This is a genomic window from Thermostichus sp. MS-CIW-23, assembly GCF_054059455.1.
The window spans coordinates 38,893-64,253 of the sequence record NZ_JBSSCC010000003.1; the positions used below are offsets into that span (position 1 = coordinate 38,893).

At 58.3% G+C, this 25,361-nt stretch carries 27 protein-coding genes; 10 read left to right on the plus strand and 17 right to left on the minus strand.

Annotation, left to right across the window (positions count from 1 at the left end; all coding sequences use genetic code 11):
• Nucleotides 1-70 precede the first annotated feature (70 nt).
• Genes ACVW0B_RS01915 through ACVW0B_RS01935 form a run of 5 tightly spaced genes read left to right on the plus strand, consistent with a single transcriptional unit; the run spans nt 71 to nt 4,192 of the window.
• On the plus strand, nt 71-1,045 hold the full coding sequence (locus tag ACVW0B_RS01915; RefSeq protein WP_457466713.1) for an RAMP superfamily CRISPR-associated protein: 975 nt from the start codon (nt 71-73) through the stop codon (nt 1,043-1,045).
• A complete protein-coding gene (locus tag ACVW0B_RS01920; RefSeq protein ID WP_457466714.1) occupies nt 1,042-1,494 on the plus strand; it encodes a hypothetical protein in 453 nt (150 codons plus the stop codon). Before ACVW0B_RS01915 ends, ACVW0B_RS01920 begins: the two co-directional genes overlap by 4 nt.
• A gap of 2 nt (nt 1,495-1,496) precedes the next feature.
• Nucleotides 1,497-2,576 carry an RAMP superfamily CRISPR-associated protein gene (locus tag ACVW0B_RS01925; protein ID WP_457466715.1) on the plus strand — a complete coding sequence of 360 codons (1,080 nt, stop codon included), beginning with the start codon at nt 1,497-1,499 and terminating at the stop codon, nt 2,574-2,576.
• Between the two features lie 10 nt (nt 2,577-2,586).
• The gene (locus ACVW0B_RS01930; RefSeq protein ID WP_457466716.1) at nt 2,587-3,246 is read left to right on the plus strand and encodes a hypothetical protein; all 660 of its coding nucleotides are present in this window, start codon (nt 2,587-2,589) and stop codon (nt 3,244-3,246) included.
• A gap of 49 nt (nt 3,247-3,295) precedes the next feature.
• On the plus strand, nt 3,296-4,192 hold the full coding sequence (locus tag ACVW0B_RS01935) for a putative CRISPR-associated protein (RefSeq protein ID WP_457490808.1): 897 nt from the start codon (nt 3,296-3,298) through the stop codon (nt 4,190-4,192).
• 1,160 nt (nt 4,193-5,352) lie between these two features.
• On the opposite strand, the gene ACVW0B_RS01940 is transcribed toward ACVW0B_RS01935, so the two are convergent.
• From ACVW0B_RS01940 to ACVW0B_RS01970, 7 genes are all read right to left on the minus strand, one after another.
• Nucleotides 5,353-6,039, minus strand: a complete 687-nt coding sequence (locus ACVW0B_RS01940; RefSeq protein WP_457490809.1) for a VanW family protein — start codon at nt 6,037-6,039, stop codon at nt 5,353-5,355.
• 1 nt (nt 6,040) lies between these two features.
• Entirely contained in the window at nt 6,041-6,865 is an 825-nt protein-coding gene (locus ACVW0B_RS01945; protein WP_457490810.1) for an anti-sigma factor domain-containing protein, read from the minus strand.
• A 72-nt stretch (nt 6,866-6,937) separates the two neighbouring features.
• Nucleotides 6,938-7,603 (minus strand): sigma-70 family RNA polymerase sigma factor, encoded by a 666-nt coding sequence (locus ACVW0B_RS01950; RefSeq protein WP_049749556.1) that lies wholly within the window; start codon nt 7,601-7,603, stop codon nt 6,938-6,940.
• 83 nt (nt 7,604-7,686) lie between these two features.
• Nucleotides 7,687-8,304: an ABC transporter permease gene (locus ACVW0B_RS01955; RefSeq protein WP_414344038.1), complete on the minus strand. Its 618-nt coding sequence runs from the start codon at nt 8,302-8,304 to the stop codon at nt 7,687-7,689.
• On the minus strand, nt 8,301-9,269 hold the full coding sequence (locus ACVW0B_RS01960) for an ABC transporter ATP-binding protein (protein WP_414344040.1): 969 nt from the start codon (nt 9,267-9,269) through the stop codon (nt 8,301-8,303). The genes ACVW0B_RS01955 and ACVW0B_RS01960 overlap by 4 nt, the downstream gene beginning before the upstream one ends.
• 26 nt (nt 9,270-9,295) lie before the next feature.
• A complete protein-coding gene (locus ACVW0B_RS01965) occupies nt 9,296-10,195 on the minus strand; it encodes a glycine betaine ABC transporter substrate-binding protein (RefSeq protein ID WP_457490856.1) in 900 nt (299 codons plus the stop codon).
• 344 nt (nt 10,196-10,539) lie between these two features.
• On the minus strand, nt 10,540-11,784 hold the full coding sequence (locus ACVW0B_RS01970; RefSeq protein ID WP_457490811.1) for an HhoA/HhoB/HtrA family serine endopeptidase: 1,245 nt from the start codon (nt 11,782-11,784) through the stop codon (nt 10,540-10,542).
• 284 nt (nt 11,785-12,068) lie between these two features.
• On the opposite strand from ACVW0B_RS01970, the gene ACVW0B_RS01975 reads away from it, so the two are divergent.
• Nucleotides 12,069-12,776, plus strand: coding sequence for a hypothetical protein (locus ACVW0B_RS01975; RefSeq protein ID WP_011432227.1), 708 nt, complete (start codon nt 12,069-12,071; stop codon nt 12,774-12,776).
• Nucleotides 12,777-12,801: 25 nt separating this feature from the next.
• Here ACVW0B_RS01975 and ACVW0B_RS01980 read toward each other — a convergent pair whose 3' ends face one another.
• The 6 genes from ACVW0B_RS01980 to ACVW0B_RS02005 all read right to left on the minus strand — a co-directional run bounded on the left by ACVW0B_RS01980 (nt 12,802) and on the right by ACVW0B_RS02005 (nt 16,483).
• A complete protein-coding gene (locus tag ACVW0B_RS01980) occupies nt 12,802-13,491 on the minus strand; it encodes a V4R domain-containing protein (protein ID WP_457490812.1) in 690 nt (229 codons plus the stop codon).
• A 118-nt stretch (nt 13,492-13,609) separates the two neighbouring features.
• Nucleotides 13,610-14,080, minus strand: coding sequence for a globin family protein (locus ACVW0B_RS01985; protein ID WP_011432225.1), 471 nt, complete (start codon nt 14,078-14,080; stop codon nt 13,610-13,612).
• Nucleotides 14,081-14,104: 24 nt separating this feature from the next.
• The gene (locus tag ACVW0B_RS01990) at nt 14,105-14,680 is read right to left on the minus strand and encodes a hypothetical protein (RefSeq protein ID WP_457490813.1); all 576 of its coding nucleotides are present in this window, start codon (nt 14,678-14,680) and stop codon (nt 14,105-14,107) included.
• Between the two features lie 63 nt (nt 14,681-14,743).
• Nucleotides 14,744-15,025, minus strand: a complete 282-nt coding sequence (locus tag ACVW0B_RS01995) for a hypothetical protein (protein ID WP_457490814.1) — start codon at nt 15,023-15,025, stop codon at nt 14,744-14,746.
• Between the two features lie 59 nt (nt 15,026-15,084).
• On the minus strand, nt 15,085-15,765 hold the full coding sequence (locus ACVW0B_RS02000; protein ID WP_414331881.1) for a V4R domain-containing protein: 681 nt from the start codon (nt 15,763-15,765) through the stop codon (nt 15,085-15,087).
• Between the two features lie 232 nt (nt 15,766-15,997).
• Nucleotides 15,998-16,483 (minus strand): 2Fe-2S iron-sulfur cluster-binding protein, encoded by a 486-nt coding sequence (locus tag ACVW0B_RS02005; RefSeq protein ID WP_457490815.1) that lies wholly within the window; start codon nt 16,481-16,483, stop codon nt 15,998-16,000.
• 585 nt (nt 16,484-17,068) lie between these two features.
• On the opposite strand from ACVW0B_RS02005, the gene ACVW0B_RS02010 reads away from it, so the two are divergent.
• A complete protein-coding gene (locus ACVW0B_RS02010; RefSeq protein WP_457490816.1) occupies nt 17,069-17,602 on the plus strand; it encodes a phycobilisome rod-core linker polypeptide in 534 nt (177 codons plus the stop codon).
• Here the strand turns inward: ACVW0B_RS02010 and ACVW0B_RS02015 are convergent.
• The gene (locus tag ACVW0B_RS02015) at nt 17,599-18,609 is read right to left on the minus strand and encodes an ABC transporter substrate-binding protein (RefSeq protein ID WP_414344061.1); all 1,011 of its coding nucleotides are present in this window, start codon (nt 18,607-18,609) and stop codon (nt 17,599-17,601) included. The two genes, ACVW0B_RS02010 and ACVW0B_RS02015, sit on opposite strands and share 4 nt — an antisense overlap.
• A 175-nt stretch (nt 18,610-18,784) precedes the next feature.
• On the opposite strand from ACVW0B_RS02015, the gene cobA reads away from it, so the two are divergent.
• The 3 genes from cobA to ACVW0B_RS02030 all read left to right on the plus strand — a co-directional run bounded on the left by cobA (nt 18,785) and on the right by ACVW0B_RS02030 (nt 22,010).
• Entirely contained in the window at nt 18,785-20,287 is a 1,503-nt protein-coding gene (gene cobA / locus ACVW0B_RS02020) for a uroporphyrinogen-III C-methyltransferase (protein WP_457490817.1), read from the plus strand.
• Between the two features lie 117 nt (nt 20,288-20,404).
• A complete protein-coding gene (gene menB, locus ACVW0B_RS02025; RefSeq protein ID WP_011432215.1) occupies nt 20,405-21,229 on the plus strand; it encodes a 1,4-dihydroxy-2-naphthoyl-CoA synthase in 825 nt (274 codons plus the stop codon).
• 91 nt (nt 21,230-21,320) lie between these two features.
• Entirely contained in the window at nt 21,321-22,010 is a 690-nt protein-coding gene (locus ACVW0B_RS02030) for a DUF1614 domain-containing protein (protein ID WP_457482422.1), read from the plus strand.
• Nucleotides 22,011-22,121: 111 nt separating this feature from the next.
• Here the strand turns inward: ACVW0B_RS02030 and ACVW0B_RS02035 are convergent, their stop codons facing one another.
• Genes ACVW0B_RS02035 through ACVW0B_RS02045 form a run of 3 tightly spaced genes read right to left on the minus strand, consistent with a single transcriptional unit; the run spans nt 22,122 to nt 25,132 of the window.
• Nucleotides 22,122-22,346, minus strand: a complete 225-nt coding sequence (locus ACVW0B_RS02035) for a FeoC-like transcriptional regulator (protein WP_099812439.1) — start codon at nt 22,344-22,346, stop codon at nt 22,122-22,124.
• Nucleotides 22,347-22,349: 3 nt separating this feature from the next.
• Nucleotides 22,350-24,641, minus strand: a complete 2,292-nt coding sequence (gene feoB, locus ACVW0B_RS02040) for a Fe(2+) transporter permease subunit FeoB (protein WP_457490818.1) — start codon at nt 24,639-24,641, stop codon at nt 22,350-22,352.
• Nucleotides 24,638-25,132, minus strand: coding sequence for a ferrous iron transport protein A (locus ACVW0B_RS02045; RefSeq protein WP_457490819.1), 495 nt, complete (start codon nt 25,130-25,132; stop codon nt 24,638-24,640). The genes feoB and ACVW0B_RS02045 overlap by 4 nt, the downstream gene beginning before the upstream one ends.
• Nucleotides 25,133-25,361 lie beyond the last annotated feature (229 nt).

Consider the following 25,361-nt stretch of genomic DNA (forward strand, 5'->3'; position numbering starts at 1 on the left):
TGGACAGACTGCTTGCCGCCCCAAGCCCCTCAACCAAAAGCTCCTGTTCTGGTGTGAAGGATCCCAGGCTATGCACAAACGCTACGTTAACCATTGCACCCTCTGCCTCACCCTCAAGCCCGATGGCCCTGTTCTCATCAAGGCGGGCAAAGAAGGGGCTGACCCGACGAAGCCGGATATGGAGTTCGTCGAAACCTATCACGGCGGCGGGCGAACGGTCTATTTTCCCGGCAGCTCCCTCAAAGGGGCAATTCGCGCCCATGCGGAGCGCATCGTCCGAACGGTGGGCAGCGACAGACGTCCTGAGGGGGGAGGCTTCAAACTCTGGGCCAGCGATCCCCTCGACCAAAAGGCCAATCAATGGCTGGAAAAAATTGAAGAGCCCCACCAGGTTTACGCCCTTTCTTCCTTTACGGATCAGATGTTCGGCAACACAGCCATCGCCAGCCGGGTCCGCATCGAAGATGCCTATCCCAAGCCGGGAACCCCTCTGCGCCTGGAGGAACGTAATGGGGTGGCCATCGACCGCGTCTTCGGCTCAGTGGCGGTGGGGCCGTTCAGGTATCAAGTGTGCGTAGAGGGATCCTTTCAAACCAAGATCCACCTGAAAAACTTTACCCTGGCCCAACTGGGTCTGCTGGGACTGGCGTTGCGGGATCTGGATGAAGGCTGGTTTGGCATCGGCTTTGCCAAGTCCCGCGGCATGGGCACCGTTCGGGTTGAGTACGAGTGGGCGACGGTGGACTACCCGGGCTGCCTGGTGGAGGAGGGGAGCCAGGAGCTACGGCTGCTGGGATCCCCCCTGACCTGGCCACAGGGATCCCTGTTGGGGGCGGGCGAATTTTTAACCCCCGAAGAGGCAGGCAAATACGGCTTCCCCAAACCCGATTGCCAAGCGGTGCCGGTGGGAGCGGAGCCAATGCCTTTGGGATTTGGGGCGCGGCTGACCTGGGATCAGACGTCTGAGGCCAAGGTGGAACATCTGCTCGCCACCGCCGTCAACAGTTGGGCCAAACTCCTGCAAGCGGAGGCCAAAGCCGTATGAAACCAGCCTACGTCGCCTCCCTCAAGATTCAAGATGGGGCAGAGTCCTCGCTTTCCCAAGTGCTCTCGGCTTGTTTTTCCACTTCTGAAAAAACCTACTCCTTTCTGCGCTGGCCCCATCGAGTCAGCGGCATTCAGGTGGGGATCCCGGCGGATCCCGTCTGTCCAGAGGGGCAAGTTTTCTCCCAACAAGGGGAACTGCGCTGGAAAAGCACCCCCCACGGCTGGGATCTGCTGTATCTGGGGATCCAAGCTCCCCCGGACTCCTTTATCCCTCTGCCGGGAGAGTGGCGGTGGGAGGATCACGCAGCCGACCTGTACAGATCCCAAAATCGAGAAACCCGCTTTCCCAAGCCCCTCAGCCATCCCCAAGATCTCAAGGTGGGCCAGCGCTACTTCCGAGATGAGCGAACTGCCCGCGTTCACTTTATTGCCCTGATTCCGAGGTGACCATGACCCCCCAAGGCCCTCGCCCATTGCCCAACCAGGCCGCATCTGCAAGATCGTCTGCCGGCAACAGCAGTCGAGGTGGAGGCAAACCAACCGTGTTTCCCAAACCCTACGAGCTGATCCCGTTTCCCACCCAGCGCCCCACGCTGGAGCGGCCCGCCGGCCACGCCCAGTTCCATCCCGATAGGTTGCACGGCACCCTCTTTCTCACCCTAACGGTGCAGACTGCCGTCCACATCTCCACCGGCCACTTGGCCTTGGGCAGCGATGTCGGGGTGAAAGGGATCCCGGTGCTCAAAACCATGACCACCACTCCCAACGGAAGGCTTAAAATCCAGGGCAGCTCCCTCAAGGGGGCCATCCGGGCCATGTATGAGGCGATCACCAACAGCACCCTTGCGGTGATGACGAGCGAGTACAAAAATCAGATCCCCCCGGAGCGGCACCCCTGCCGCAACAAGGAGCAGCTTTGTCCGGCCAGCCGCGTTTTCGGTGCCCTGAACTGGCAGGGATTGGTGGAGTTCAGGGATGCCATTGCCACCGGCACCGGATCGGGTGGCGGATCCCTGCCCCCGCTGTACTGTCCTCGCCCGGATCAGTGCAAAGCTTACTTTAAAAAGGAAAACGGCAAAGTCATTGGACGCAAGTTCTACTACACCCACAAAAAAGCTTTGCAGGGCAGTTCAAGGGGAACACCCACCCAGCAAGCGATGCAAAACACGGTTTTCAAAACCCAAATCCATTTCAAAAACCTCACCCCTGCTGAGCTGGGCACCTTGCTCACGGTCTTGGGGCAGGATCCCAAGCATTCCATGCTGCTGAAGGTGGGGGGCGGCAAGCCCGTGGGCCTGGGATCCCTGCAGGTCACCCTCGACAAGATCGAGCGGCCCGGCAACCTAAAAGATCGCTACAGCCGCTACGATCCCCCAGAAGCCGATACCCTGGAAGGAAAACGCCTCCAAGCCTTTGTGCAAGAGCAAATTGGAGCTGCCCAGGGCTACATCTTGCCCGAACAACTCAAGCGATTGGCCGCCATCCTGAGTCCCACTGCTCTGCGCGAGCCACCCACCGGAGTGTACTGAGGGTTCCCCCATGCTGTCAGACACTGTCGATCTCAGCCCCCAATCTTGGGATCTCGCCCACGGCATCGCCATGACCTTGGCCAAAGAAAGGGTGGATGTCGACGAGTTGAGCAAGTGCATCGCCTATCTGCGCTCGGTCGCCCATCACCCTGACGCGGGATCCCGCTTTTTCCGATTCACCGGCGAGCTGGTGCGGGAAACTGGCCTATGCCGTACCCAACAAACCAGAAGATACTATCAGCTTATTGACGAAACCTGCAAAAGGTACTTGCAACCTCTGCAGGACAGGCCGGCAGAGATGCTGCAGATCCTGGGCTGGGCAGCCCGGCTGGCCCGCTACTACAAGGATGGAGGGAGCCCCATTGGCGAGATTCCCCAAGGGGCGGGAAACAAATCCCAGGACGACAGACAACAACAAAACCATCAACACCAACAAGACCAGGCCCAGCATCAGGCCCGCAAAGCCTGCTTCCAGACCGGGCAAAAGCTGAAGGCCACCATCACCAACATCAAGGGCAACGAAGTCACCTTCCAGATTCTGGACACAGACACCAAGCTCACCCAGAAGAAGCCCAAACAGGCGGGATCCCTCTCGGTGGGGCAAGAGGTGCAGGTGGAAGTTCTGGATCTAAAGGAAGATGGCAGAATCCGCAAGGCCAAGCTGCTCTGAGCACAAAGCGGAACAGAGCCCTCGAAAAGTTTGAGTTAACCGGCCATCCATGCAGACCATCATCATGACGGTGGGCACCTCCTTGCTCACCAACCTTGACAAAGACCTGCAGCCGCAGCGTCCCTGGGTAGGACAAAAAAACATCGGGGATCCCCAGCGTGCTCTGGCTTGGATGAAAAAAGTAGACCTGGAATTGATCAGTGCCGAAACCAACACCTACTTGCGACTGGATCCCACCTCGAATGATGCCTTGATTTTGCTGCACTCAGAAACCCCCGACGGATTGGAGTGTGCCCAGATTTTGAAGCTCTTTTTTGAGCAAGAGCTGGGTCAGCAGCAGGTCTCTTTGGTTCCCCTTCCCGGCATCAACTACGAGCTAGAGGGATCCTCTCTGGAGCGGATGGCCGAGCTGTTGAAACAGTTGGCAGAGAGCGCCAAGGGGATCGTCACCTTTGCCGCTACCGGCGGGTTCAAAGCCCAAGCCATGATCATGGCTGTGGTGGGCAGCCAATTGGGGGTCCCGGTTTGCTACATCCATGAGCAATACAAATCCCTGGTCTACTTGCCCTACCTACAGCCGCAAGTTCAGCCCCGGATCCCACGGGCAGCTCTCCCCGATTCAGGCCGAGATCGCTCCCAGATCATCCAAATCCGAAGCGATGCCAGCCATCACCGACCCCGCAGTTGGGCCAAAGTGGAAAGACTCCTGCGAGACATTCCCTGGGTGGATCTGGTTCGATACGATCCACACGCCTACGCTGCCCCCAAAAACAGCGTCAAAGCCTCAAACCGCAAAACCGAAGATGGCCGCCACATTCTGTGGATCCACCTCCACGAGAGCCAGGACACCCACCTCGCTGTCAGAGTAGAAACCACCGGCTACACCCCCGAGCACCTAGAGCTGGCTGCCACCGAATTGCGGCAACGCTTGGGCCGTCTGCTTTGAGTGTTTCCATGAATCCCGCTTCCCCAAAGGGAAGTGACTTATCAGGTATAGGGTTTTTGCTACGCAAACCTACATAAAATAAGGTATCGCATTCGGAACAACGGTTGATCCGGGTGGCGTGGAAGTTGCTTGCGGCTCAGGATCGGTTCCATTAACAGGAAATTACCGAGTACAGCGTATTCGCTTCGACCATCATCCGTTTCAACTACCCCTGCCAAAAGTGCCAGATCAGATCTAGATCATCACGCCTGCAGTTATTAAGCTTGTCTGAGACACATATTACGAACAACGCGAAAAAAGGAAGTAATATGGTAGAACATGAAAGCCTGAATACACCAACCAAACTTCTCCTAGTTGGAGTGGAGATCCTTTTTGTCTGTGCCCTGTTTCTCATGCGTCTTGGAGTCGCCGGTTGGCTTCTAATGATGTTTGGAGCGCTGCTTATTTTGCTGCTTACTTTATGGGCATTTGTGCATATAGCTTTGATGATCACATTCATTAGCGTTTTTGAATCAAGAAAGAGCGATATTGCGCTCTACCTCGCGACTCATTTTTTCTATCTTTGGGCCTGGTTATTTCAATTCGATGGCGATGATACCAGTGTAAAGTGGACTATTCGTCTCCTCCCATGCACAAACTTTCTGGAGCCTCTCCTCCGGAAATGGGGCGGAGTTCTATTTTTAACCACGAGTATCGCTACATTTGTTTGCTATTTGATAATCTTCATTTTAATAGTTATTCGCTTGGCTCGATTAATTTTCCATTGAGTTTTCATTAATTCCACTGCCCCGAAAGGAAGCGACTTCCGCCGATTATAACCCTTGCCCAGAGCGGGATCCAGGGGCCTAGATCGACAGGGTCTCGTTTAAGGACTCCGTCCCGCTGGCGCGAAAGGACTCCGTCCCGCTGGCGCGAACGGCTGCAATTTCCCCTTATTTTTCTCCGCCGAGAGGCCTGAAACCCTTGCCCAGAGCGGGATCGACCGGGTCAACGGAAGAATCAGGGTTTGAGGCTTGTCGCCGACCCTGTCGCTAACCATGTTGGTGTAGAAATTAACATGGATCCCTGTGTGGAGGTTGCTGGGGAGTTGCTCCTGAGACGCTGAAGTAGGGGGCCAATGGGGCGAAAAAAGGACTCCGTCCCGCTGGCGCGATGAGAGGCTAGGGAGCAACGACATAGCGATCTTGGGAGAGGCGCTCGTTACCCCGATACACGCTCACCTGCAAATGCCGGGGATCCAGCCGGTGCCCCTCTACACGGATGGGTGGGATCCTCAGGGCGTGGCGGGATCCCCGTCCCAGCACGGACACAATCAGATTTGGGCCGCGGATCTGAACTCGTAGGCGCACCGGCCAGGGGAAAGGGTTGCGCAGCTTGAGGTCGGCCAAGCCGTACCAAACGGTGGCATCTAAGCCAGGGGGCACCGACTCTACCTGCCGGTAATGGGGGTGCCTCTCCACCACCTCCAGCCCTGCCAACAGAGCGGCATTGTAAAGGCTAGAGGACACCTGACAGATTCCTCCCCCAACCGAATCCAGGGTTTCGGCCACCATAAACACCGGCGCGGGCACATAGCCTCGTTCCAGGCTGCGCGGCCCCACCACTTGGTTGAAGGAAAAAATCACTTCTGCCTGTTCCCGTGAGCGTGCTGCAGGCATGATGTAAACCCCATCCAGGCTTTGGGCGGCTCGGCGAATGTTGTGGAGTTGAGAAGGAGTGCGCTCCTGCAAAGAAGTAACGTATTGGCTTAGGGTTGTTGGCGTGGGATCCGTCCACCACAAGGCCAGAAGGGCCAGTAGCGCCCCCACCAGCACAGCCAACCTCCGCAGGTCAACCCTTCCTCTCACCTCACACCTTGCCCGTCAGAAGGGGTTTCAAGGACTCCGTCCGAGTAGCGCGAGCGGGCAGTTGGCGGGAACCGGTCGCGACCAGCAGCTCTTGGGCGCGGGTACCTGCCGGCAACGTGCGGGATGGGCGTAGGGCCACCAGAGCAGAGCCTTGAGCATCCACCTGAAAGTCACCACAGTGGAGGAACTCGCCATTATCCAGCTTGAGCCAGAGGGAGTAGCGCTCCCCCGCCACCGGTTGGGGCAGATCCCGTGCGGCCAAGATAACCTCCTGCCAGTCTCCTGGGCGAAACAGCACGTTGGCCGTCCCCGCCTCCCCCTGCAAATGCACCAGACGGGATCCCGGCTGTTGCAAGAGATGGGATAATGCCCGCACCGATTCTAGCTGGGCCAGTTGCAGAGCTTGCCGCAGTCGCCAGTTGTCCAAGCTGAGCAGAACCAAAATTGCCGCCACCAAGCCTCCCAACCAGCGCCACCCCACCCCAAAAGCAGGCAGTGGAGAGTGAAGGGGGACTGCCATCTCCTGCTCGCGTAAGCCGATAGCCCCCACCTCTGCCATCACCTTATCGCGCAAGCTGGCGGGCGGGAGTACTCCTGGCAATCCGTAGGGCAACAATTCCAAGGTTTCTTGCAAGGCTTGCAGTTCGGCCACCAGCCGAGGGTCTTGAGTTAGGCGTGCCTCTAGAGCACTCGCCTGCTCGGGAGACAAGTCCCCCAGCAGATAGCCGGCCAGTTCTTCCCGTTCCTCTGTTAAAGGGGGCGAGGTGGATAAGGACTCCGTCCCGCCGACGCGATAGGACTCCGTCCCGCTGACGCGATCAGACATGGCCATCCCGACACCAGAACTCAACTCCAAACCTAGGACTCCGTCCCGCTGACGCGAAAGGACGCGGTCCCGCTAACGCGAGCAGAAACCCAGAAGGGCGCGCAGGGATCCCCGCAATTTGCAGAGAGCTTGGCGAGAGCGGGTCTTAACCGTCCCCAACGGGATCCCCAATTGGCGAGCAATGTCCGCCTGGCTCAACCCTTGGTAATAGAGCAACTCCAGGATCTGCCGTTGGTTTTCGGGCAATTGGCTGAGGGCCGCTTGCACCGCTTGCCGCCGCTCCTCGATGGAAACCTGCTCAAAAGGGAACCGAGTCTTGCTAAAGGACTCCGTCCCGCTGACGCGATCGGCGCTGAGAATGGTCTGCCAGCGTTTCAAAAGAAGTTGGTGGCTGCCCTGAGAACGCAGACGGTCAATGGCCCGCGAGCGGGTCAGGATGCACAAAAAACTGCTCAGGGATCCCCGCCGCTCGCGCGACTCGGACGGAGTCCTTGGATCACAGCCAACCTTGCGCCACAGCTCGACAAACACCTCCTGAGTCAGGTCTTCTGCCTCGGCCACGTGGCCCAGGATCTTGAAGGCCAGCCCATAGACCAAGCCGGCATAGCGATCGTAGAGCGCAGCCAGAGCAGCAGGTTGCCCCGCCTTGAGCGCTTCCATCAGCTCCCAATCGGCGCGGGATGACCAATCTCTCACCCGCTCACGCCAGCGGGACGGAGTCCCTGGTTGCTCACCCATGCTACACCCAGTTTCGCCCCACACAACTAGAGGATAAACCTGCCCGATCGCGCCAGCGGGACGGAGTCCTTAAGTCTACCCCCTCAGCCACGACGGGCCGCCCATTCCAGGCTGAGCAAGGCTGTGTTCACCAGCAAGGCCAGGGATCCCACCGCCAGGGATCCGGCCCAGATCTTGTCGTAGCGACCGGCCTGGGCAATGCCATCGAACAGCAGGGTTCCCAGTCCCCCTGCCCCAAACTTGGCGCCCACGGTGGCAATGGCAATGGCCACAATTGCCGCCAGCCGCAGCCCTGCCAAAACAATGGGCAGCATGAGCGGCACCTGCACCTGCCACCACCGTTGCCAGAGGTTCATCCCCATGCCCTTGGCAGCTTCCAGGATGGCAGGCTCGACCGAGCGCAGGCCCACGCAAAAATGGCGCACCAAGATCACCTGCGTGTAGATCACCATCGCCACCACCACCGAGCGGGCATTGAGGCCAAGCCAGGGCACCAACAAAATGATCAAAGCCAGGCTGGGCACTGTGTACAGGATGCTGAGGATCCCCATGACCGGCAGGGCCAACCAGCGCACGTGGTGAACCAGCAGAGCCAGCGGCACCGCCAGCACCACCGCCATGCCCAAGGTCATCCCCACCATCGCCAGATGCTCTTGGGTGAGCTGCCACATCAGGCCGGGGTGGTTGAGGAGATAGCTCACGCGGATCCCCCCTCCAGCATGGCCAAGCTGCGAATGTGATCCAAGGTCAAAACGCCGATGGCCCGCCCGTCCTCCCACACCGTCAGGGCTGCCGCCCCTGTGCGCAACAGCAGGGACAAGGCTTGCCGCAAAGTGGCCTGGGGCCTCACCATCGCTCCCTCTTGGATTTTGTGGTTGTGCGGGATCCCGGCCATCGCCGTTTCCACCCGCAGCACACTCAACTGCCGTACCATGTCATCTGCCCCCAGCAGTTCCCTGACAAAGGGAGTAGCCGGCTGGGTGAGCAGCCGAAAGGGAGTGTCGAACTGCACCACCCGCCCCTTCTGCATCACCAAAATGCGATCCGCCAGGCGCAGCGCCTCTTCCACATCGTGGGAGACGAACAGGATGGTTTTTTTCAATTGCCGTTGCAGGCGCAGGATCTCCTCTTGCAGCTTGCTGCGGGTAATGGCGTCGATGGCCCCAAAGGGCTCGTCCATCAGCAGCAGCCCTGGATCCCCGGCCAGCGCCCGAGCCAGACCGACCCGCTGTTGTTGTCCACCCGACAGTTGGGCAGGGTAGCGGTGGCGGTACTCGTGGGGGGGCAAATTAACCAAGCTGAGCAGCTCGTCCACCCGCTCGCGGATGCGCTCCTTCGGCCACCCCAAAAGTCGCGGCACTACCGCCACATTCTGGGCCACCGTCATGTGGGGAAACAGCCCCGATTGCTGGATAACATAGCCGATCCGCTGCCGCAGAGCCGTGATGGGAAACTGGCGGATATCCCGCCCGTCCAAGCGAATCTGCCCCTGGGTGGGATCCAGCAAGCGATTCACCATTTTCAGAAGGGTGGTTTTGCCACAGCCAGAAGGCCCCAGGATGACCACCAACTGGCCCGATTCTATGGAAAAACTGCACTCCTCCACAGCCGGCTGGGAACTGTGGGGAAAGCGCAGCGACACCCGCTCGAACTCGACGGTGCTCACCTCAGGGTCTCATGCAACAGGCAAGGTTATTTCTTGAGAATGCCGGCTTCCACCAAGAAGGCTCTGGCCACCTCCGCCGGCTCCTTGCGGTTGCCGCTCACCTCGTAGTTCAACCGCTGCATCACCTCATCCGTCAGCAGAGGGGAGAGGGCATTCAAAGCAGCGGCAATGCCGGGGTTGGCCTCCAGGGTATCCTTGCGCACCACCGGCGCCACCTGGTAGGGGGGGAAAAGCTGCTTGTCATCCTCCAGCAGCACCAGGTCAAAGGCGGCAATTTCTCCATCGGTGCCGAAGGCCACTGCCACATCCGCTTCCCCATTGACCAAGCCCTGGTAGCGGAGGCCGGGATCCACTGCTTTGTAGGCCTTGAGCCGGAAGTTACCGTAGACGGCTTGGATCCCAGGTAGGCCATCCTCGCGGGCTTGAAACTCCGGCGGCCCGATCATCACCAGCTCGCCCGCTTTGGCCACCATGTCCGAGATGGTGGCAATGCCCAGCTCAGCCGCTCTGGCGCGGGTCATGGCCAGGGCCTGGGTGTTGTTCAGGGGGGCGGGATCCAGCCAAATCAGTTGGAACTGGCTCTCGTACTCGCGGGCCACCGTCGCGTACACCTCTGCCGGGTCGCCGCTGCTGGGCAACTTGAGCACTGTCAGCAGGCCAGTGCCGGTGTACTCGGGGTAGAGATCGATCTCGCCGCTCAACAAGCCCGCATGGGCTACCGGTGTTCCGCCCAGGTTGAGCTTGCGCTCCACCGTGAACCCTGCCGCCTCCAGGGCTAAGGCGTACATTTCCCCCAAAATAAACTGCTCGGTAAAGTCCTTGGAGCCGACGGTAATGGGCTTGGCGAGGCCCCCTTGGGGAGTGAGAACAAGAGCTGCCAGCCCCGACAGGGCCAGCAAAGCCAAGCGACGAGTGGTTTTCAGCATAGGCAAGGGGAGAAGGGATCCCAAACTCAAGATCAAGGGGCCCTGCCGAGAGCGTTCCGGCCTGGGCCAGGAAGTTTCGACTGTTAAGTCACCATTAAACCATTATTTTCCCTGAGCCGTAACTGCAAGAACCAACCGTAGAGATCGCCAGTACGGTCACTGCAAGTTGGTTTGAAATAGCCCAAGTGTTCAGCACCGCCCCAGCCCCTCTCCCAGGGGAAGAGGGAAGTTCACCCCCATTGAGAACAACCCTGCTGTGTCGCTGGGGTCAAGGACTCCGTCCCGCTGGCGCGATCGGAGGGGTGGTGAACAACGTCCAAAAGGACTCCGTCCCGCTGGCGCGATCAGCCTCCGCTGGGGGCCGGGAAAGAGCCTGTTACCGCGCGGATCTTCTGTCGCCGCCCGGCTCGCTCGATCTCCAGCTCCAGGGTGCTGCCCACCTCAGTGCGCTCCACCTCCTGTTGCACCTGATCGGCTGTGGTTACGGCACGACCATTGATGGAGAGAATGACATCCCCAGACCGCAGCCCTGCCCGTTCCGCTGGGGATCCCTGGATGACTTCGCCAATCAGTACACCCTGATCCACCGTTATCAAAATGCGGCTATTGGGATCCTGGTTGAGGCGCTCCTTCAGCTCTGGAGTCAGCGTGAGCATGCGGATGCCCAGGTAGGGGTGATCCACCTTGCCGCGAGTGATCAACTGATTGGCCACCCGCTGGGCCGTCTCAATGGGGATGGCGAAGCCCAACCCTTGCGCTCCCTGGATGATGGCGGTGTTCACCCCTATCACCTCCCCTTGAGCGTTGAGCAGCGGGCCGCCGGAGTTGCCGGGGTTAATGGCCGCATCCGTTTGGATAAAAGATACCCGCTTGTCAGGCACCCGAATCTCCCCGCTGGAACGGCCCAAAGCGCTGATGATCCCAGCCGTAACGGTGTTATCCAAACCCAGGGGGTTGCCGATGGCAATGGCCCACTGGCCCGGCTCCAGGGTTTCCGAGCGCCCCAGCTTCACGGTCGGCAGGTTCTGGGCGTTGATCTTCACCACGGCGATGTCCGTAACCGGATCCGAACCGATTACCTGCCCATCAAAGCTGCGGGTATCCTTGAGCGTCACCGTTACCTTGTCGGATCCCTCGACCACATGGGCATTGGTGATGATCTGGCCGTCTGGGCTGATGATGAACCCAGAGCCGGTTCCCTGCTGTCGCCGCTGCCGAGGGATGGAAGGGATCGCTTGGCCAAAGAAATCCCGGAAAAAGGGATCGCTGAAAAACTCCTCCGGAAAAGGCGCAGGGGCGCGCACCGTCCGCTCCGAATCAATGCGAACCACCGCCGGCCCCACCTTTTGGGCCACATCGGCGATGAAATTCAGGTTCAGTTGGGGCGGGGTTGTCGTCGTTTGGGCAGATACCCCCTTGCCCCCCACCAGAGCCGCTCCCAGCCCAATGCCCAGCAGCACCAGCAGCACTGACGAGAGAAGAGACTTCCAAGTGGAGATGGCAAAAGGCTGGAAAGAGGATTGAGCAGGTTGGGCGGAAGCTTCTGACCCGGGAGAGGGCTGGCCCGGCATGGATGTTCTGCGCTTCATAGCTACAAGAAGAGGGTTGGGATGCTGCAAGACTTCGGCCCCACGCAGGGGGAGAAACCTAGGGCCTAATCTAACATGGACAGCAGGGATCCCAGAGTGGGCAACCCTAGCGTTTTTCCGTACTTCTATCTGGAGCGAAGAGCAGCGGAATCTGCTCACCTGAGGTAGCCCATTTCCATTCAGTTGGCTTTGATCAAGATAGGTAAAAGATAGGTAAGGCCCGAAAGGCTCCCGGTTTTGTCCGGTTTGCAGCTAGCGTAGGAATGATGAATGGGGGTAAGACCATGACCAACCCAGCCAGCCGCCTGTTGGCTCCTCTGCTTGGCGGATTGCTCTCAGCGCAGATGGCCGCCCCAGTTTTGGCCCAAATGGGGCCCTTGCCACCACCGCCTGCCGGTGAGGGATGGCGTCCTGTGAATCCTCGCCCCCTTCCCCCTGGCCCTCAACCCCTGCAACCTGGCCAGCCCTTTCAACTGCAAACCACGTTGCTATTGCGCTCTGGGGATCTGATCCAGGCGGTGCATCGCTCCCCAGAAACCCTCTTGATTGCCCCTGGGGAAACCCGCGCCGTCAGCCTTAGCTTGGATACCCCTCTGCGGGACATCTACGGCAACATGGTCGTCCCGGCGGGGGCTGTTTTGGAAGGCCAATTTCAGCCGGTGAGCGGCGGCACCCAGTTTGTTTCGCGGGCTTTGATTTTCAACGGCCAATCCTACCCCCTCTACGCTCAGAGCCAGGTTATCCCGCTGCGCAAGGATCCCCGCCACACTTCCGGGGAAGCGATTGTGCAAGATGCCTTGATTGGGGCAGCTGCGGGGGCCATCTTGGGAGGCTTGTTCGGCGACCGCGTGATCTCGACGGAGAAAGTGCTGGGTGGAGCGGCGGCAGGGGCTGTCATCGGCAATGTAACGGCGCCGGAAGTGGCGGTGATCGACGCCAATGCCAACTTGACTCTGACGGTCACCCAAGATTTTCAGCCCTACCTGCCCTAGCGAGCCCCTGAAAACAGCTCTGGCCCTAGGGACTGGCGGTGAGCCGATCCAGAATCTCCTCGTGGGAGAGGCCCTTGCGCACCCATTCCTCGCAGTGGTGCAGCCGCTGAGCCGTGCCGATGAGGAAGCGGTTGAGATCGGCCCCCAGGGATTCGCAGGTGGTCTGTACGCAGATGAGATCCCGCCCCGAAAGCAATGAGAAGAGGCTGGCCAGCATTCCCGCCTCTAGGTATCCGGCAGGCTCTTGCCGTGTAGAAGCTTCCTCCGGGTTGAAGCTGGCGCGAGCGGCAAGGGCAAACCCGGAATGGCGGATCCCGGCTTGAACCAAGCCGTGGTCAGCAGCGGAAAAGTCCAGCTCCAGGCGTCCCCAACCGTGGGTGGCCCAGAGGTCGCTGAGGGCATCCAGGAAGATCCCCATCGGCAATTCCTGCAGCGGCTGCTGGTAGTAGCCGGAAAGCTCGTCTTCAACACGGCGGAAAAACGCCTCTCCCCAATCGCGGCCACAGTTGTAGAGAATGACGCGGGTGGCTTGGCCAGTTTCATAGCGCAGGCCGGAGTAGAGAGCTTCCAGCAGGGGCATGGGAAAGGCCGCCAAGCGGTATCCTCCGCGGCTGTACAGCAGTCCGGTGTGGATGTCAGGGCGGATGTAGTAGGCAGGGCTAAAGCAGTGTCCGGGCAAGATCTGGTCTTGCAGAATCTCTTGCAGGGTAGTCATGGCTATCTCACAGGGGGATGGACGGATTTGAGGGCGGCTGGAACTTGGCCTTTTGGAGTGAAGGGATGAATGTCCGGTGGATTGGCAAAACTAGGGAATCCATTGAGGGCGAATGGACCTAGTTAACCAGCATGGATTTGGCCAAAAGCAGATAAGGACGGATCATCTCGCTCTCTTCTGCCCCAAAGATGTAGGTCAGGGAGTCGAGCATTAACTTGTAGGCAGGCTGGCATTGGTCGCGCATCTTGAACGATTTCAGGATCGTCTCCAGCCAGTAGAGCAATTTATCCCTCAGGTAGTCTTCGTCGTTGAGCAGCATAGCCATGCAGCAGTAGCGCCACACCATGCTCAGATCCCGGCGGCAGCGCTCCCAGGCCAGGTGACCATGCTGGCGGATTAAATTCGGCATCATCGGCTGAAACTTCTCCATCACCCGATCCAGCAGCTCTTGTTCTTTGGCCTGCAGAACCTGGTAAAGGCGGACCCGCTTCGGGATCCCTTCCACGTAGGCGTGTAGAGTTTTCAACTCATCTGGGCGCAGATAGCGGCCCTCACTTTGGTGCATCAGCTCGGCAACCCTTGAATTCATAGATAGAGCCTCCTTCAGTGGGCTTCACACAAACATTTCCGCCAAGGTGAGAGCCCTCTCCGGCGGAACTGTCTCAGACCTAGAAGAAGAGGGGGAAGGGAACTGGGCCTGAGAAGTGGCGCAGACAGCTTGTAGCTCTTGCCAGTAGGGGGCAAGCAACCCCTGCTGATCCGCCGGCAGGGATCCCTGAACCACTGCCCGTAGCTGAGCGAGCGCTTGCGGCAACCCTAGGTACTGTTCCATCGCACCAAGAGTTACCTGCTGCACAGGGGTGGGATCCCCCAGCAACAGACTCAGGCCCAGGGAGCGCAAACAAAAGGCCAATTGACGAGCCAAGAGGCGCTGAGCCGGGGTTAGAGAAGGTTCTGCCCCCTCTCTGGCGGGATTGCTGCTGGGCAACGCTGTCGCGACGGGGGTTGGCCCCTGCTGTTGCAAAACCTTTTGGATCCAGGTCAGCTCCTGCTGTTGTAAGACCTGGTAAAGCTCCAGCCGTTCTTCAAAAGAGAGAGAGTAACGAATCAGGTCTTGCAGATCGTCGGGTGTTAGGTAACCCCCTTCTCGATCGGCAATGCGCTCCGGCCAAGAGTGAAGGTCATCCATGGGTGAAGTCTCCTTAGAGCACGGATCGAGAGAGCACAACTGAGAGCCCTGAACAAACCAGAGCTAGAGCAAAGCTCCGCCAAACAAGGCGGCAAAATCCTCAAGGGTAAAGGGATCCTCTGCCGGCAATTCCGGCAGCGGCTCTGAGCGTGGGCAGATGCCCGACCAATTGAAGCCGGCAAAAAACTGGCCCACCGACTGGGCAAAGAGCACGGGGGACTGCGGCGGCGGCTCTTGAGCAAAGGGAGCCTTGGCCGGGGGTCGGTTATCCCAGTTCAACCCCTGCAAAAAGACCGCCAGCGGCTGGGTTAAGTCCAGATCGGTGTCTAAGTTGAAGGTGACCATGAGCGTTTCTCCAAAGTGTCGAGGGATCCCAGAGAGCCTTCAAAAGCCACAAGCAAGCCTCACAACTGGTGCAAACGCTGCTCGATCTCGCGGGCGCTGGCCCCTTCGGTGATCCAAAAATTGGCGGCATCAATGCGTTCTTGCCCGCCCAACAGGAACTTGCAGTAGGTTTCCCCCATGGCGTAGCACTGGATCTCGATGCAGGCCAGCTCGCGGGAAGTCATAGCGGTGAAAAACCCGGCAAATAGCCCGGCATAGAGATGACAAACCGGCTTGCCCACATCCCCAAGGGTGCGAGCCACCATCGAGTCAAACAAGTTGATAAACAGGAAGCCTTTTTGTTTGGATTCGGTTTCCACCTCCCACTTGCCCCAGCCCTGAGCCGTAAAAGGCCACCACCAAGTCTCCAGCAAAAACAAAAGGTTGGACTGTTTTACGCCAATCCCATACTCCCGCTCGTACCACTCGGAGAAGTGCTTGGCATCGCGGATGCCCCAATCTCTGCCAATGGTGTACATCACCGCCGCCGAAGCATCTCCCACTTCCCGTTCCAGGCCTGTTTGCAAGCCCACAATAAAGTCTTCGCTGAGCAGGAGATTTTGCGTGTTGTTCCAGTCGATGATCGTGCCCTGATCTCGGTTGAAGCGAAAGAAATCGCGGTAACTGTAGTGAGCATGCTTGTCACGGCCCACAGGCAGGGTGACTGCAGGACGGGGATCCGGTCGAGATGTGGTGGCCATGGCGCTCTCCTGATAAAAAATGGATAATTCTAGATTGCAAAGCAACAGGATTTGGTGGGATTTGTAGGGATCAACTGGGCCAGACAATGCCAATGAGTCAACAAAATGAATGGCTAAGCATTCGATAAACTTGGTCAGCTATCTGAGGGATCCAACATTGTTCAATCCTTGGTTGATTGTCTATAAGACAATGCCCGCTGAGCCCAAGGGATCCCTGAATATCGACAATCCATCAAACTTCCCGAGTTTGGGCCAGCGTATTGCCAATGATGCGGAAGTCCTCATTTTCTAGCTGCTTAACAGTAGAGCGAGTGATGATCTTGCCCTGCTCCACCAAAACCTTCCCCGTCCGTGGGTGCAGCAGGTCTTGTTCGGCCCGCCGACCGATGAGCACTTCGATATCTTTCAGAGAGTTCACGTACATTCCCGGCGGCAGCTCCACCACCACGCCATCGGAAACCACCCTGGCCTGGCAGGCCAGACGAGAATTGCTGCGGGCGCTGGTAATGGTCTCCAGAGTCTTGGCCTCGCGGGGGGTGATGGGAGTGAGGCTTTCCATTCCCTCTTTGACGTAAACATGACAGGTGGCGCAGAGGCCGCGACCGTTACATTCCCGCGAAACCTGCAGCTCCTCCGACAAAATGGCCGACAGCAGATTGCTGTAGGTATCGACCTCCGAGACGCGAGATAAAGGCTCTAGCCGGATTTGTTTAACCATAGACGGGATCCACATTAAGGGCAGACAAAAAACCCCGGCGGGCAGGATCTACTGCATAAGCAACGCAAACAAATCACAACAATTAACTCCCTTCCCTGCAGTCCTTCTGCAGGTCTACGGCAACACCTGATTTCCCAGTCGATTAAAGTTAAATGTAGGTCACCTCAGTGATGAGTCCCGCACAAGCAACTCTGGGGAAGGCTATATTCTTTACTTTATTTTGGATTTGGATGAGGTCATCTTGGATGAAAATGTCATAATCCTTAACTACGTATAAACATGGAATCTTTTTATCGCCCAGAAAGCCACAAAGTGAAATCACGTAAATCAGAGCCAACGACAACCCTTTTGTAAATATTTATCGCGGATCTACGTCGGTTGTTCTATCGTCAAGGTAAATCTCAAGTAGGCTCTTCATAGTCTTTTGTTGGCAGTTTTGTTGCAGAGGGATGTGCTGAAGTCCGCCGTAAAAGCGTATCGAGCCATTTGCTATTCCCTTCATAATTTCTTTAAAGTAGTCCCCCATTTTGTCTGTAAATCGATCTTTTCTGTTTTTGTTGGCTTCGTCGATTGGGAGCTAGGGTTATGGAATCGCGCCAGCAGCGGCAGGATCCGCAAACGTTGCAAAACCTGTTGCGGGCCGCCTATCAGCAGCTTTTGGAACGCCAGCCCTACCAGCACGAGAAAGCGGGAGAACTGGAGAAAATCGAGCAGGACTTTCTCCGCGGGCGGATTGGGATCAAACGTTTGGTTCGTCAAATCGGGGGATCCCGGCTCTACCGGCAACTCTTTTTCAGTGCCGGCTGCAACACCCGCTGTGTAGAGCAGGGCTTCAAGCACTTTTTGGGACGGGCCCCGGCCAGCAAGGAGGAGGTGGCCGCCTACCACGACATTTTGGTGCACCAGGGCTTGCAGGCCATGGTCAATGCCTTTATCGACTCGGAGGAGTACCGCCACCAGTTCGGCAACGACCATCTGCCCCACCCCCGCCAACGGCTGAGCGGCCACCCACCTTTGGCCTACTTGCTGACAAACCAAATGCACCGGCGCCATGAGCTGGGGATGCAGGGATCCCCGCTTTTGCACAGTTTGGCGGCGATGGAAGTGGGGATCCCTTAGGCAGTGGGGCCGGGGAGGAAGTCGAGGGTATAGGCTTGGCGAACCTCCAGACCCGCTGCGCCGATCCCCAGGGCCACCATCTCCTGAAAGTAGGTTTGCCAGCGCTGGTGGGTCATGGCGCCGATCCCCAGCGTGGCGGCATCTCCACTGGTGAGAAGGCCGTAGTCTTTTAGGGCTTGGTGGGCGTAGGCCAGGAGGGCCTCGCTCATGTTGGGGTTGTCTTGGCGGATGAGGCGGTTGCCGGGGCGGGGATCCTCTAGGTAGCTCTGCCAGCCCTGGATGGAGGCAGCTACAAATTTTCGCACCTGCTCCGGGTGCTGTTCGGCAAAGGGGCGGGTGGTCTCCAGGGTGGTGGCGTAGGGGGAATAGCCGTAGTCGGCCAGCAGAAAAACGACGGGATCAAAGCCCCCCTCCTGGCGCACGCGGAAGGGCTCGGAGGTCACATAGCCCTGCTGGGCAGAAGACTTGTCCAGCAAGAAGGGCGTGAGGCTGAGGTTGTAGGGGCGCTTCTGCTCGTCGGTAAAGCCAAATTTGGCCCGCAAAAAAGGCCAGTAGGTGAGGTTGGCCCCCGGTGACACCCAGATGGGCTTGCCCCGCAGGTCTTCCAGGCGCTCGATGCCCACCCCTGGATGGGCCAAGAGACACTGGGGATCCTTCTGGAAAAAGGCGGCCACGGTAAGAACAGGGATCCCAGCTTGCAGAGCCGCCAGAGCGTCGGGGCTGCCGCCGAGCACAAAATCTGCCGCTCCCCCGGCTAGCAGTTGCAGCACGTTAACCGCCGTTCCTCCCATGCGGATTTCCACCTGCAGACCGTAGTCGGCGTAGATGCCAGTGGCCAGGGCTTGGTAAAAGCCGCCGTGTTCGGCCTGGGCGTACCAGTTGGTGACCAGTCGCAAGGGCCGGGATCTGGCCGAAGAGGGGCGGGAGCCCGCTCCTACTGCTAGCAGAGCAGCTCCACTGGCCAAAAAACGCCGCCGCGGCCAAGGCTCTGGAGTTACACCGGACATAGGCAGGGATCCTCAGGCGGCCACGCTTTCAGTATCTCGCAAGTAGACCAGTTTTTCCTCAGGCTGGCCACCCCTTGGAAGAGGAGCTGTTGGGAGGCGTCTTCGATTTATATTTGCAAAGCAAGCGGGATCCCCTTCTTACAAGGGGCAAGATCGACATTCCAAGGGGTAGGGCATGGGCAAGGTGTATCTAGTGGGGGCAGGGCTGGGCGGGCGGGCGGGCCTGACGCAGGGAGCACTGGAGATCCTACGGCAGGCTGAGGCTATCTGGATCGACGAGCTGGTGGATGAGCGCTTGTTGGCAGAGTTGCCGCCGCAGGCGCAGGTGTGGCGACGCTCTGGGCCAGGAAGCCTCCAGGAGGGCATCCACTGGCTCATCCAGCGCTGCCGAGAAGGCAAACAGGTGGTTCACCTCAAGTCAGGGGATCCCTTGATCTTTGGCCGCGCTCGCGAGGAGATCCAAGCCCTTAGGGAGGCGGGCTGTCCCTTTGAGATTTGGCCGGGGTTGTCGTCGGCCCTGGCTGGCCCCCTCTGGGCAGGGATCCCCCTGACCGATAAGCACTTAAGCCGCGTTTTTGCCGTGCTGACTGCCCACGATCTAGAGGCCTTGCCCTGGAGCGCCCTGGCCCAGTTGGATACTTTGGTGATTTTGATGGGATCCCGGCAGCGACAGCACATTGGCGCACGGCTGGTGGAGTCTGGGATCCCGGCAGACCGACCGGTGGCTGTGATCTGGGGAGCGGGGCAAGCAGAGCAGCAGGTGTGGGTGGGCACCTTGGCCGAGCTGCAGCAGGGGGAGAGTGAGGCAAAGTTGCCGGGCCTACTGGTGGTTGGGGAGGTGGTGCGGCTGCGGCAGGACTTTTTGCCGGGGATCCCTCCTTTGCCTCCGCCGGCTCCCCTGGCAGGCAAGACGGTTCTCGTCACCCGTTCCGAGGGGCAATCACCAGCTTTTTGTGAGTTGCTGCAGGCCCAGGGGGCGCGGGTGCTGGAAATGCCGACTCTGGTGATCCAGCCGCCCACCTGTTGGGATCCCTTGGATACAGCCATTGCCAACCTGGAACAATTCGACTGGCTGCTGCTGACCTCTGCCAATGGAGTGCAGGCTTTCTTTGAGCGGCTGCAGCGGCAGGGGCGAGATAGCCGAGCACTCCACTCCCTGCAAGTGGCGGTGGTGGGATCCAAAACCGCTTCCGTGCTGGCCCAGTACGGCATTCGCCCGGATCTGATGCCCTCCGAGTTTGTGGCCGAAGCCCTGCTACCCATTTGGCCGCAGCCAGTGCAGGGGCAGCGCATCCTCTTTCCCCGCGTTGAGTCAGGAGGGCGGGAGGAGCTGGTACAGGGGTTGCGGCAGCGAGGAGCAGAGGTGGTGGAGGTGGCCGCCTATCAGTCCGCCTGTCCAGCAGCAGCGGATCCCCAGGTCCTGGAAGCTCTTAAAGCCCACCAGGTGGACATCCTCACCTTTGCCAGCTCCAAGACAGTACAGCATTTTGCCCACTTGATCCAGCAGGCAGGGCTAGGCCCTGAGATCTGGGATCCACCCGTGCAGATTGCCGCCATTGGCCCCAAGACGGCCGCAACCTGCAAGGCTGCATTTGGTCGAGTGGACATCGCAGCCCAGGAGTATACTTTGGAAGGATTGGTGGAAGCCCTCATCCAAGCGACCAACCGTTCTACCTAGCCTTTTCAGGCCGTTCGCGGTAGCGGTGCAGAGTACCCAGGTGCTCCTCATAGTGAGCCCCCATCAGCCAAACGGAACTCTCCTGGCCCGGCATCCCAATAGATACACCCAGACACCATGTGGCAGACGGCCAAGCTCTACGAAGACATTCTTTACGAAAAAACGGATGGCATTGCCAAGATCACCATCAACCGTCCCCACAAGCGCAACGCCTTCCGCCCCAAGACCATTGCCGAGCTGATTGATGCGTTTGCCGATGTGCGAGAGGATCCCAGGATTGGAGTAGTGCTCTTAACAGGCGCCGGGCCCCATACCGATGGGAAGTATGCCTTCTGCGCCGGCGGGGATCAAAGCGTACGGGGCGAGGCCGGTTACCTGGATGAGGCCGGGATCCCTCGTCTCAATGTGCTGGATCTGCAGCGCATCATCCGCTCTTTGCCCAAGGTGGTGATTGCCCTAGTGGCAGGCTACGCCATTGGGGGTGGCCATGTTTTGCATCTCATCTGCGACCTGACCATTGCCGCCGATAATGCCATCTTTGGGCAAACCGGCCCTAGGGTGGGCAGCTTCGATGGGGGCTTTGGGGCCGCCTACCTGGCGCGAGTGGTGGGGCAAAAAAAAGCCCGCGAGATTTGGTTCCTCTGCCGCCAATACACCGCAGCCCAAGCCCTAGAGATGGGTCTGGTCAATGCCGTGGTGCCGGTGGAAGAGCTGGAAGCTGAAGGGATCCGCTGGGCGCAAGAAATTCTCCAGCACAGCCCCTTAGCCATCCGCTGCCTCAAAGCCGCCTTCAACGCCGACTGCGATGGGCAGGTGGGGCTGCAGGAGCTGGCCGGAGATGCGACGTTGCTGTTCTACATGACCGAAGAAGCTGCTGAGGGCAAACGCGCCTTTTTGGAAAAGCGCCCACCTAACTTTCGCCAGTTTCCCTGGCTGCCATAGTTTGTTTGTTTTCATTAATTCCACTTCCCCGAAGGGAAGCGACCCGCCTGTGCTGTGCGATTCAGCGGCTGTACGACCAGAGTTTCCATTAATTCCACTTCCCCGAAGGGAAGCGACTGCCTATCTACTCTTTTTACTCCTGCTCTTAGCCTTCCCGTTTCTCTGGTTGGTGGTTACCCTAGATGCGGTTCAAGTTGCTGTTGCAAAGCTCGGATTTTCTCCTAACCTATCTCTTGTGCTGCTGACCCTAGTAATTATTGGGAGTACGATTAATATCCCCCTTTATGAGAGAGTTTCCAAAGTAGCTATGGTACCTGATTTGGATCGATTGTGGACGATGCGCTTCTTTTGGGGTATTCCCTTAAGGCGAATTGAACAGAAAACGATTGTGGCGTTGAATGTCGGGGGTGGTCTGATTCCAACCCTATTGGCCATTTATCAGTTTACCTGTGTTTCGCCAATTTTGATTGTGCTTGTCACGGCTGTGGTGACAATAGTTAGTTATTATTCTGCCCAGGTGGTGCCGGGGATTGGGATTCAAATGAATGCCTTGATTGCTCCCCTAACGGCGGCGATGACTTCTGTGCTATTAACGGCGGGGTCTGATGTTGTGGCAGCACCGATTGCCTTTGCTGGCGGTGTATTGGGAACACTAATTGGGGCTGACCTGTTACACCTGCCCCAAATTGAGCGGATGACTCCAGGCATTCTTAGTATTGGTGGGGCTGGGGTTTTTGATGGTATTGCGCTGTGCGGTTTATTCGCCGTTTTGCTGACTTAGAAATTACTCAGAAATTCCAACAATTCACTTAATTGGTACATTCGGTTGGCTCGTAATTTATTCTGAAAAACGTTCTGAACAACACGACTTATCCCTAAAATTGATCCCCCATTAAGATGGTTTTTCTACCCACTCGTACAGTTCTAAATCCGTTGAGGCGCAGGAGTGACAGCCCCCACACTTCCGCTGGTGTACGGGGCGCACCCGCCCTTTGCGAATTAATACATCCAGGATCGGACGCAGGGCATCCGCATCCATTTGCCAGTGTTGACATAATTTGGTCAACGAAACTTGCCGGTGCGTTTGCAGATAACGTTGTAGGTCTTGCAAGAGCATCCCTTACCTCCCGGAGGGTACCCGCCGCAAACGGGGGCTACTGACGGCACGCAATCCCCACAAAACCCCCAACTGTACCAGCATGAGTCCCAATACCCACAACAGGGAACGTGCGGGGTGTTCATTAAAAGTCATGAACTGGTAATAAAAGGTGGCAACCCAATAGGCTAGCCCGGTTGTCCAACAAGCGATAAACACCGTCCAGCCCAGATTGGTTTCCCGATAAACCGCCGCCGTTGCCGACACACAGGGGAAATACAGCAGGACAAACAGCAGAAACGCAATCGCCGCCGTAGTACTGCCAAAGCGGGAAGCCATCTGCCCAAAGGTAGTCGTCTGCACCCCCAACTCCTCCGCCACTGCCTCCTCATCCCCACTCCTGCGGACTACCCCCATCCCCAGCGGGTCCAGCAACTGCTCCCCTAGGGCGGCAAAATTTTGGGGAATGCTGGCAACTGCTTCCTGGAGACCACCCCACAGGTCAAATGCCGCCGGTGGTTCCCCACTATCTGCCGCTTCCGCCTGCGCCAACTGCCCATAGAGGGAATTCATGGTTCCCACCATCACCTCCTTGGCAAACGTCCCGGTAAATATCCCCACCGTTGCCGGCCAATTCTCCGGTTGCACGCCCATCGGTGCAAATACCGGCGTAATCTGCCGCCCAACCGCACTGAGCAGGGAATCGGTACTGTCCTGTTTCCCAAAGGAACCATCCGTTCCCACCGAATTTAAAAAGCCCAAAATCACCACCATCACGATAATCATCCGCCCCGCTTTGGTAATAAACGCTTGCAACCGTCCCCAGGCGTGGATGGCTACCCCCTTGAGCGTGGGCAAATGGTAGGGCGGCAATTCCATAATGAAGGGAGCCGCTATCCCCTGTAGCAGGGTGCTTTTCATAACCAAACCCGTAAACACCGCCGCCCCAATGCCAATCAGGTAAAGCAGAAACACCACATTTTGGGCATTTTTCGGAAAAAACGCCGCCCCAAACAGGGCATACACGGACAGCCGCGCCCCGCAGGACATAAACGGGTTCATCAGAATCGTCATCAACCGATCCCGCCGATTTTCCAGGGTACGGGTCGCCATAATGGCGGGGATATTGCACCCAAACCCCACCAGCATCGGCACAAAGGACTTCCCCGGCAAGCCAATCCACCGCATCAGCCGGTCCATCACAAACGCCGCCCGCGCCAAATACCCGGAATCCTCCAACACCGATAAAAAGACAAACAATAAGCCAATTTGGGGAATGAAGGTCGCCGTCGTTTGAATGCCACCCCCCACCCCGTCCGCCAACAGCCCAATCAACCAGCCGGGTGCATGGAGTTGGGTCAACAGATGCGCCGTGCCCTTCACCGCAATCGTGCCCACCCCTATATCAAAAAAATCCACAAAGGCTCCCCCCACATTCATCGCCACGAAGAACATGAGGTACATCACCCCGAGGAAGATGGGAATCCCCAGCCACCGGTGCAACACCCAGCGGTCAATCCGATCCGAAAGCGTTTGGCTAACCTGCCCAGCGAAAGTGACCGTCGCCCCCATCACCTCCCGAATCCAGGTGTAACGGACATCGGCAACCAAGAGGTCAATGTCTTCCCCCAAGGTTTGAAAAATCTCCTGCCGATGGGTTTCTAACACCGGTGCAACGTTCGCCCCATCCACCGCTTGCAACCCGTACAGCACCGCCCAAGGGGAACCCAGACCTGCTGTATGGGAAAGTTCGGTAAAGGCTTGCTCGATCACCGGGGGATAAACAGGGCGCACCCCCGCCCCCTGCGGCTGGGTCAATGCCTGCCGGATGACTGCCTTAAGTTCTGCCACCCCCCGCCCCCGATGGGCACACAAAGGCACGACCGGACAGCCCAACCGCTGTTGCAAACCAGCCACGTCAATCCGTATCCCCCGCCCTTCCGCTTGATCCATCATGTTCAGGGCAATTACCAGCGGCACCCCCATTTCCAAAAGCTGGGTCGTCAGGTAAAGATTCCGCTCCAGATTGCTGGCATCCAGGATATTCACCACCAGGTTGGCTTCACCGCTGAGCAGGTAATCCCGTGCCACCTGTTCATCCAGCCCCGTGCCCCCCGCTGCCACATCCAGGGAATAAATCCCCGGCAAATCCACCACCGTCACCGTTTGCCCCTGATCCCGGTAGGTGCCCTCCTTGCGTTCCACCGTCACCCCGGGCCAATTCCCCACCCGTTGGCGCGCCCCCGTCAAGGCATTGAATAGGGTCGTTTTCCCACAGTTGGGATTTCCCAGTAAGGCAATCGTCCGCTTGCTCATTGCCCATCGCTCCCTAAATTTGCTTCTCCCTCCACCGGCACTACCTGCAGCACCGCCGCTTCCCCTTTGCGCAGACTCAGGGCAAACCCCCGCACCTCAATTTCCGTCGGGTCTCCCAAGGGCGCATGGCGTTTCACCTGCAGGATCGTCCCCGGCGTTAAGCCCATCCCCAGCAATTTCCGCTTGTAATCCCCCGCTCCCGGCGCATAGCCCACCACCCGCACCCGACTGCCAATAGTCGCCTCCCCCAAGGTCATCCTGGGCATTGCCGCCTCCCATCGCTCGACACCAATCCGTTCCGCCATACCCGCCCCCAACCCCCACCGCTGACCTTGACATTCCACCAGCACCGACCCGGAATCCAGATGGCTCAGCACCGTCAGCACCGCCCCCTGGGTAATGCCCATGCCCACCAACCGGGGATTGGCATCATCACAATCCACCCGCACCACCCGCACCCGTTCCCCTGCCCGCATTTGAGATAGGGGCATTATTTGCAAATTACCTTCACTAGCAATTCCCGGCTTAGCCCGGCTCACTGCCGCCTCGTTGACATAGGTAAAACCCAGTTTTTGACCGTTATTTCCCGGCTGACTCCCTGAATGTGGCACCAGAACCTCCTTGATTATTAGTGGCGTTTGTAATAACTTTAGACCTGAACATAATAAATATTATTCTCAATTCAATTAAATTGAAACACAAAGGCAACCCGACGGCGCC

Excerpts from the sequence above, each read along its gene's own strand:
- ACVW0B_RS02045 (WP_457490819.1), bottom strand. The coding sequence starts at position 25,132 with ATGCCCCTATCTCAAATGCGGGCAGGGGAACGGGTGCGGGTGGTGCGG.
- ACVW0B_RS01950 (WP_049749556.1), bottom strand. The coding sequence starts at position 7,603 with ATGGGTGAGCAACCAGGGACTCCGTCCCGCTGGCGTGAGCGGGTGAGA.
- ACVW0B_RS01965 (WP_457490856.1), bottom strand. The coding sequence starts at position 10,195 with ATGCTGAAAACCACTCGTCGCTTGGCTTTGCTGGCCCTGTCGGGGCTG.
- ACVW0B_RS01985 (WP_011432225.1), bottom strand. The coding sequence starts at position 14,080 with ATGAATTCAAGGGTTGCCGAGCTGATGCACCAAAGTGAGGGCCGCTAT.
- feoB (WP_457490818.1), bottom strand. The coding sequence starts at position 24,641 with ATGAGCAAGCGGACGATTGCCTTACTGGGAAATCCCAACTGTGGGAAA.
- ACVW0B_RS01970 (WP_457490811.1), bottom strand. The coding sequence starts at position 11,784 with ATGAAGCGCAGAACATCCATGCCGGGCCAGCCCTCTCCCGGGTCAGAA.
- ACVW0B_RS01980 (WP_457490812.1), bottom strand. The coding sequence starts at position 13,491 with ATGACTACCCTGCAAGAGATTCTGCAAGACCAGATCTTGCCCGGACAC.
- cobA (WP_457490817.1), top strand. The coding sequence starts at position 18,785 with ATGGGCAAGGTGTATCTAGTGGGGGCAGGGCTGGGCGGGCGGGCGGGC.
- menB (WP_011432215.1), top strand. The coding sequence starts at position 20,405 with ATGTGGCAGACGGCCAAGCTCTACGAAGACATTCTTTACGAAAAAACG.
- ACVW0B_RS02000 (WP_414331881.1), bottom strand. The coding sequence starts at position 15,765 with ATGGCCACCACATCTCGACCGGATCCCCGTCCTGCAGTCACCCTGCCT.
- ACVW0B_RS01920 (WP_457466714.1), top strand. The coding sequence starts at position 1,042 with ATGAAACCAGCCTACGTCGCCTCCCTCAAGATTCAAGATGGGGCAGAG.
- ACVW0B_RS02015 (WP_414344061.1), bottom strand. The coding sequence starts at position 18,609 with ATGTCCGGTGTAACTCCAGAGCCTTGGCCGCGGCGGCGTTTTTTGGCC.
- ACVW0B_RS01975 (WP_011432227.1), top strand. The coding sequence starts at position 12,069 with ATGACCAACCCAGCCAGCCGCCTGTTGGCTCCTCTGCTTGGCGGATTG.
- ACVW0B_RS01925 (WP_457466715.1), top strand. The coding sequence starts at position 1,497 with ATGACCCCCCAAGGCCCTCGCCCATTGCCCAACCAGGCCGCATCTGCA.
- ACVW0B_RS01915 (WP_457466713.1), top strand. The coding sequence starts at position 71 with ATGCACAAACGCTACGTTAACCATTGCACCCTCTGCCTCACCCTCAAG.
- ACVW0B_RS01930 (WP_457466716.1), top strand. The coding sequence starts at position 2,587 with ATGCTGTCAGACACTGTCGATCTCAGCCCCCAATCTTGGGATCTCGCC.
- ACVW0B_RS01945 (WP_457490810.1), bottom strand. The coding sequence starts at position 6,865 with ATGTCTGATCGCGTCAGCGGGACGGAGTCCTATCGCGTCGGCGGGACG.
- ACVW0B_RS01995 (WP_457490814.1), bottom strand. The coding sequence starts at position 15,025 with ATGGTCACCTTCAACTTAGACACCGATCTGGACTTAACCCAGCCGCTG.
- ACVW0B_RS01935 (WP_457490808.1), top strand. The coding sequence starts at position 3,296 with ATGCAGACCATCATCATGACGGTGGGCACCTCCTTGCTCACCAACCTT.
- ACVW0B_RS02035 (WP_099812439.1), bottom strand. The coding sequence starts at position 22,346 with ATGCTCTTGCAAGACCTACAACGTTATCTGCAAACGCACCGGCAAGTT.
- ACVW0B_RS02010 (WP_457490816.1), top strand. The coding sequence starts at position 17,069 with ATGGAATCGCGCCAGCAGCGGCAGGATCCGCAAACGTTGCAAAACCTG.
- ACVW0B_RS02005 (WP_457490815.1), bottom strand. The coding sequence starts at position 16,483 with ATGGTTAAACAAATCCGGCTAGAGCCTTTATCTCGCGTCTCGGAGGTC.
- ACVW0B_RS01990 (WP_457490813.1), bottom strand. The coding sequence starts at position 14,680 with ATGGATGACCTTCACTCTTGGCCGGAGCGCATTGCCGATCGAGAAGGG.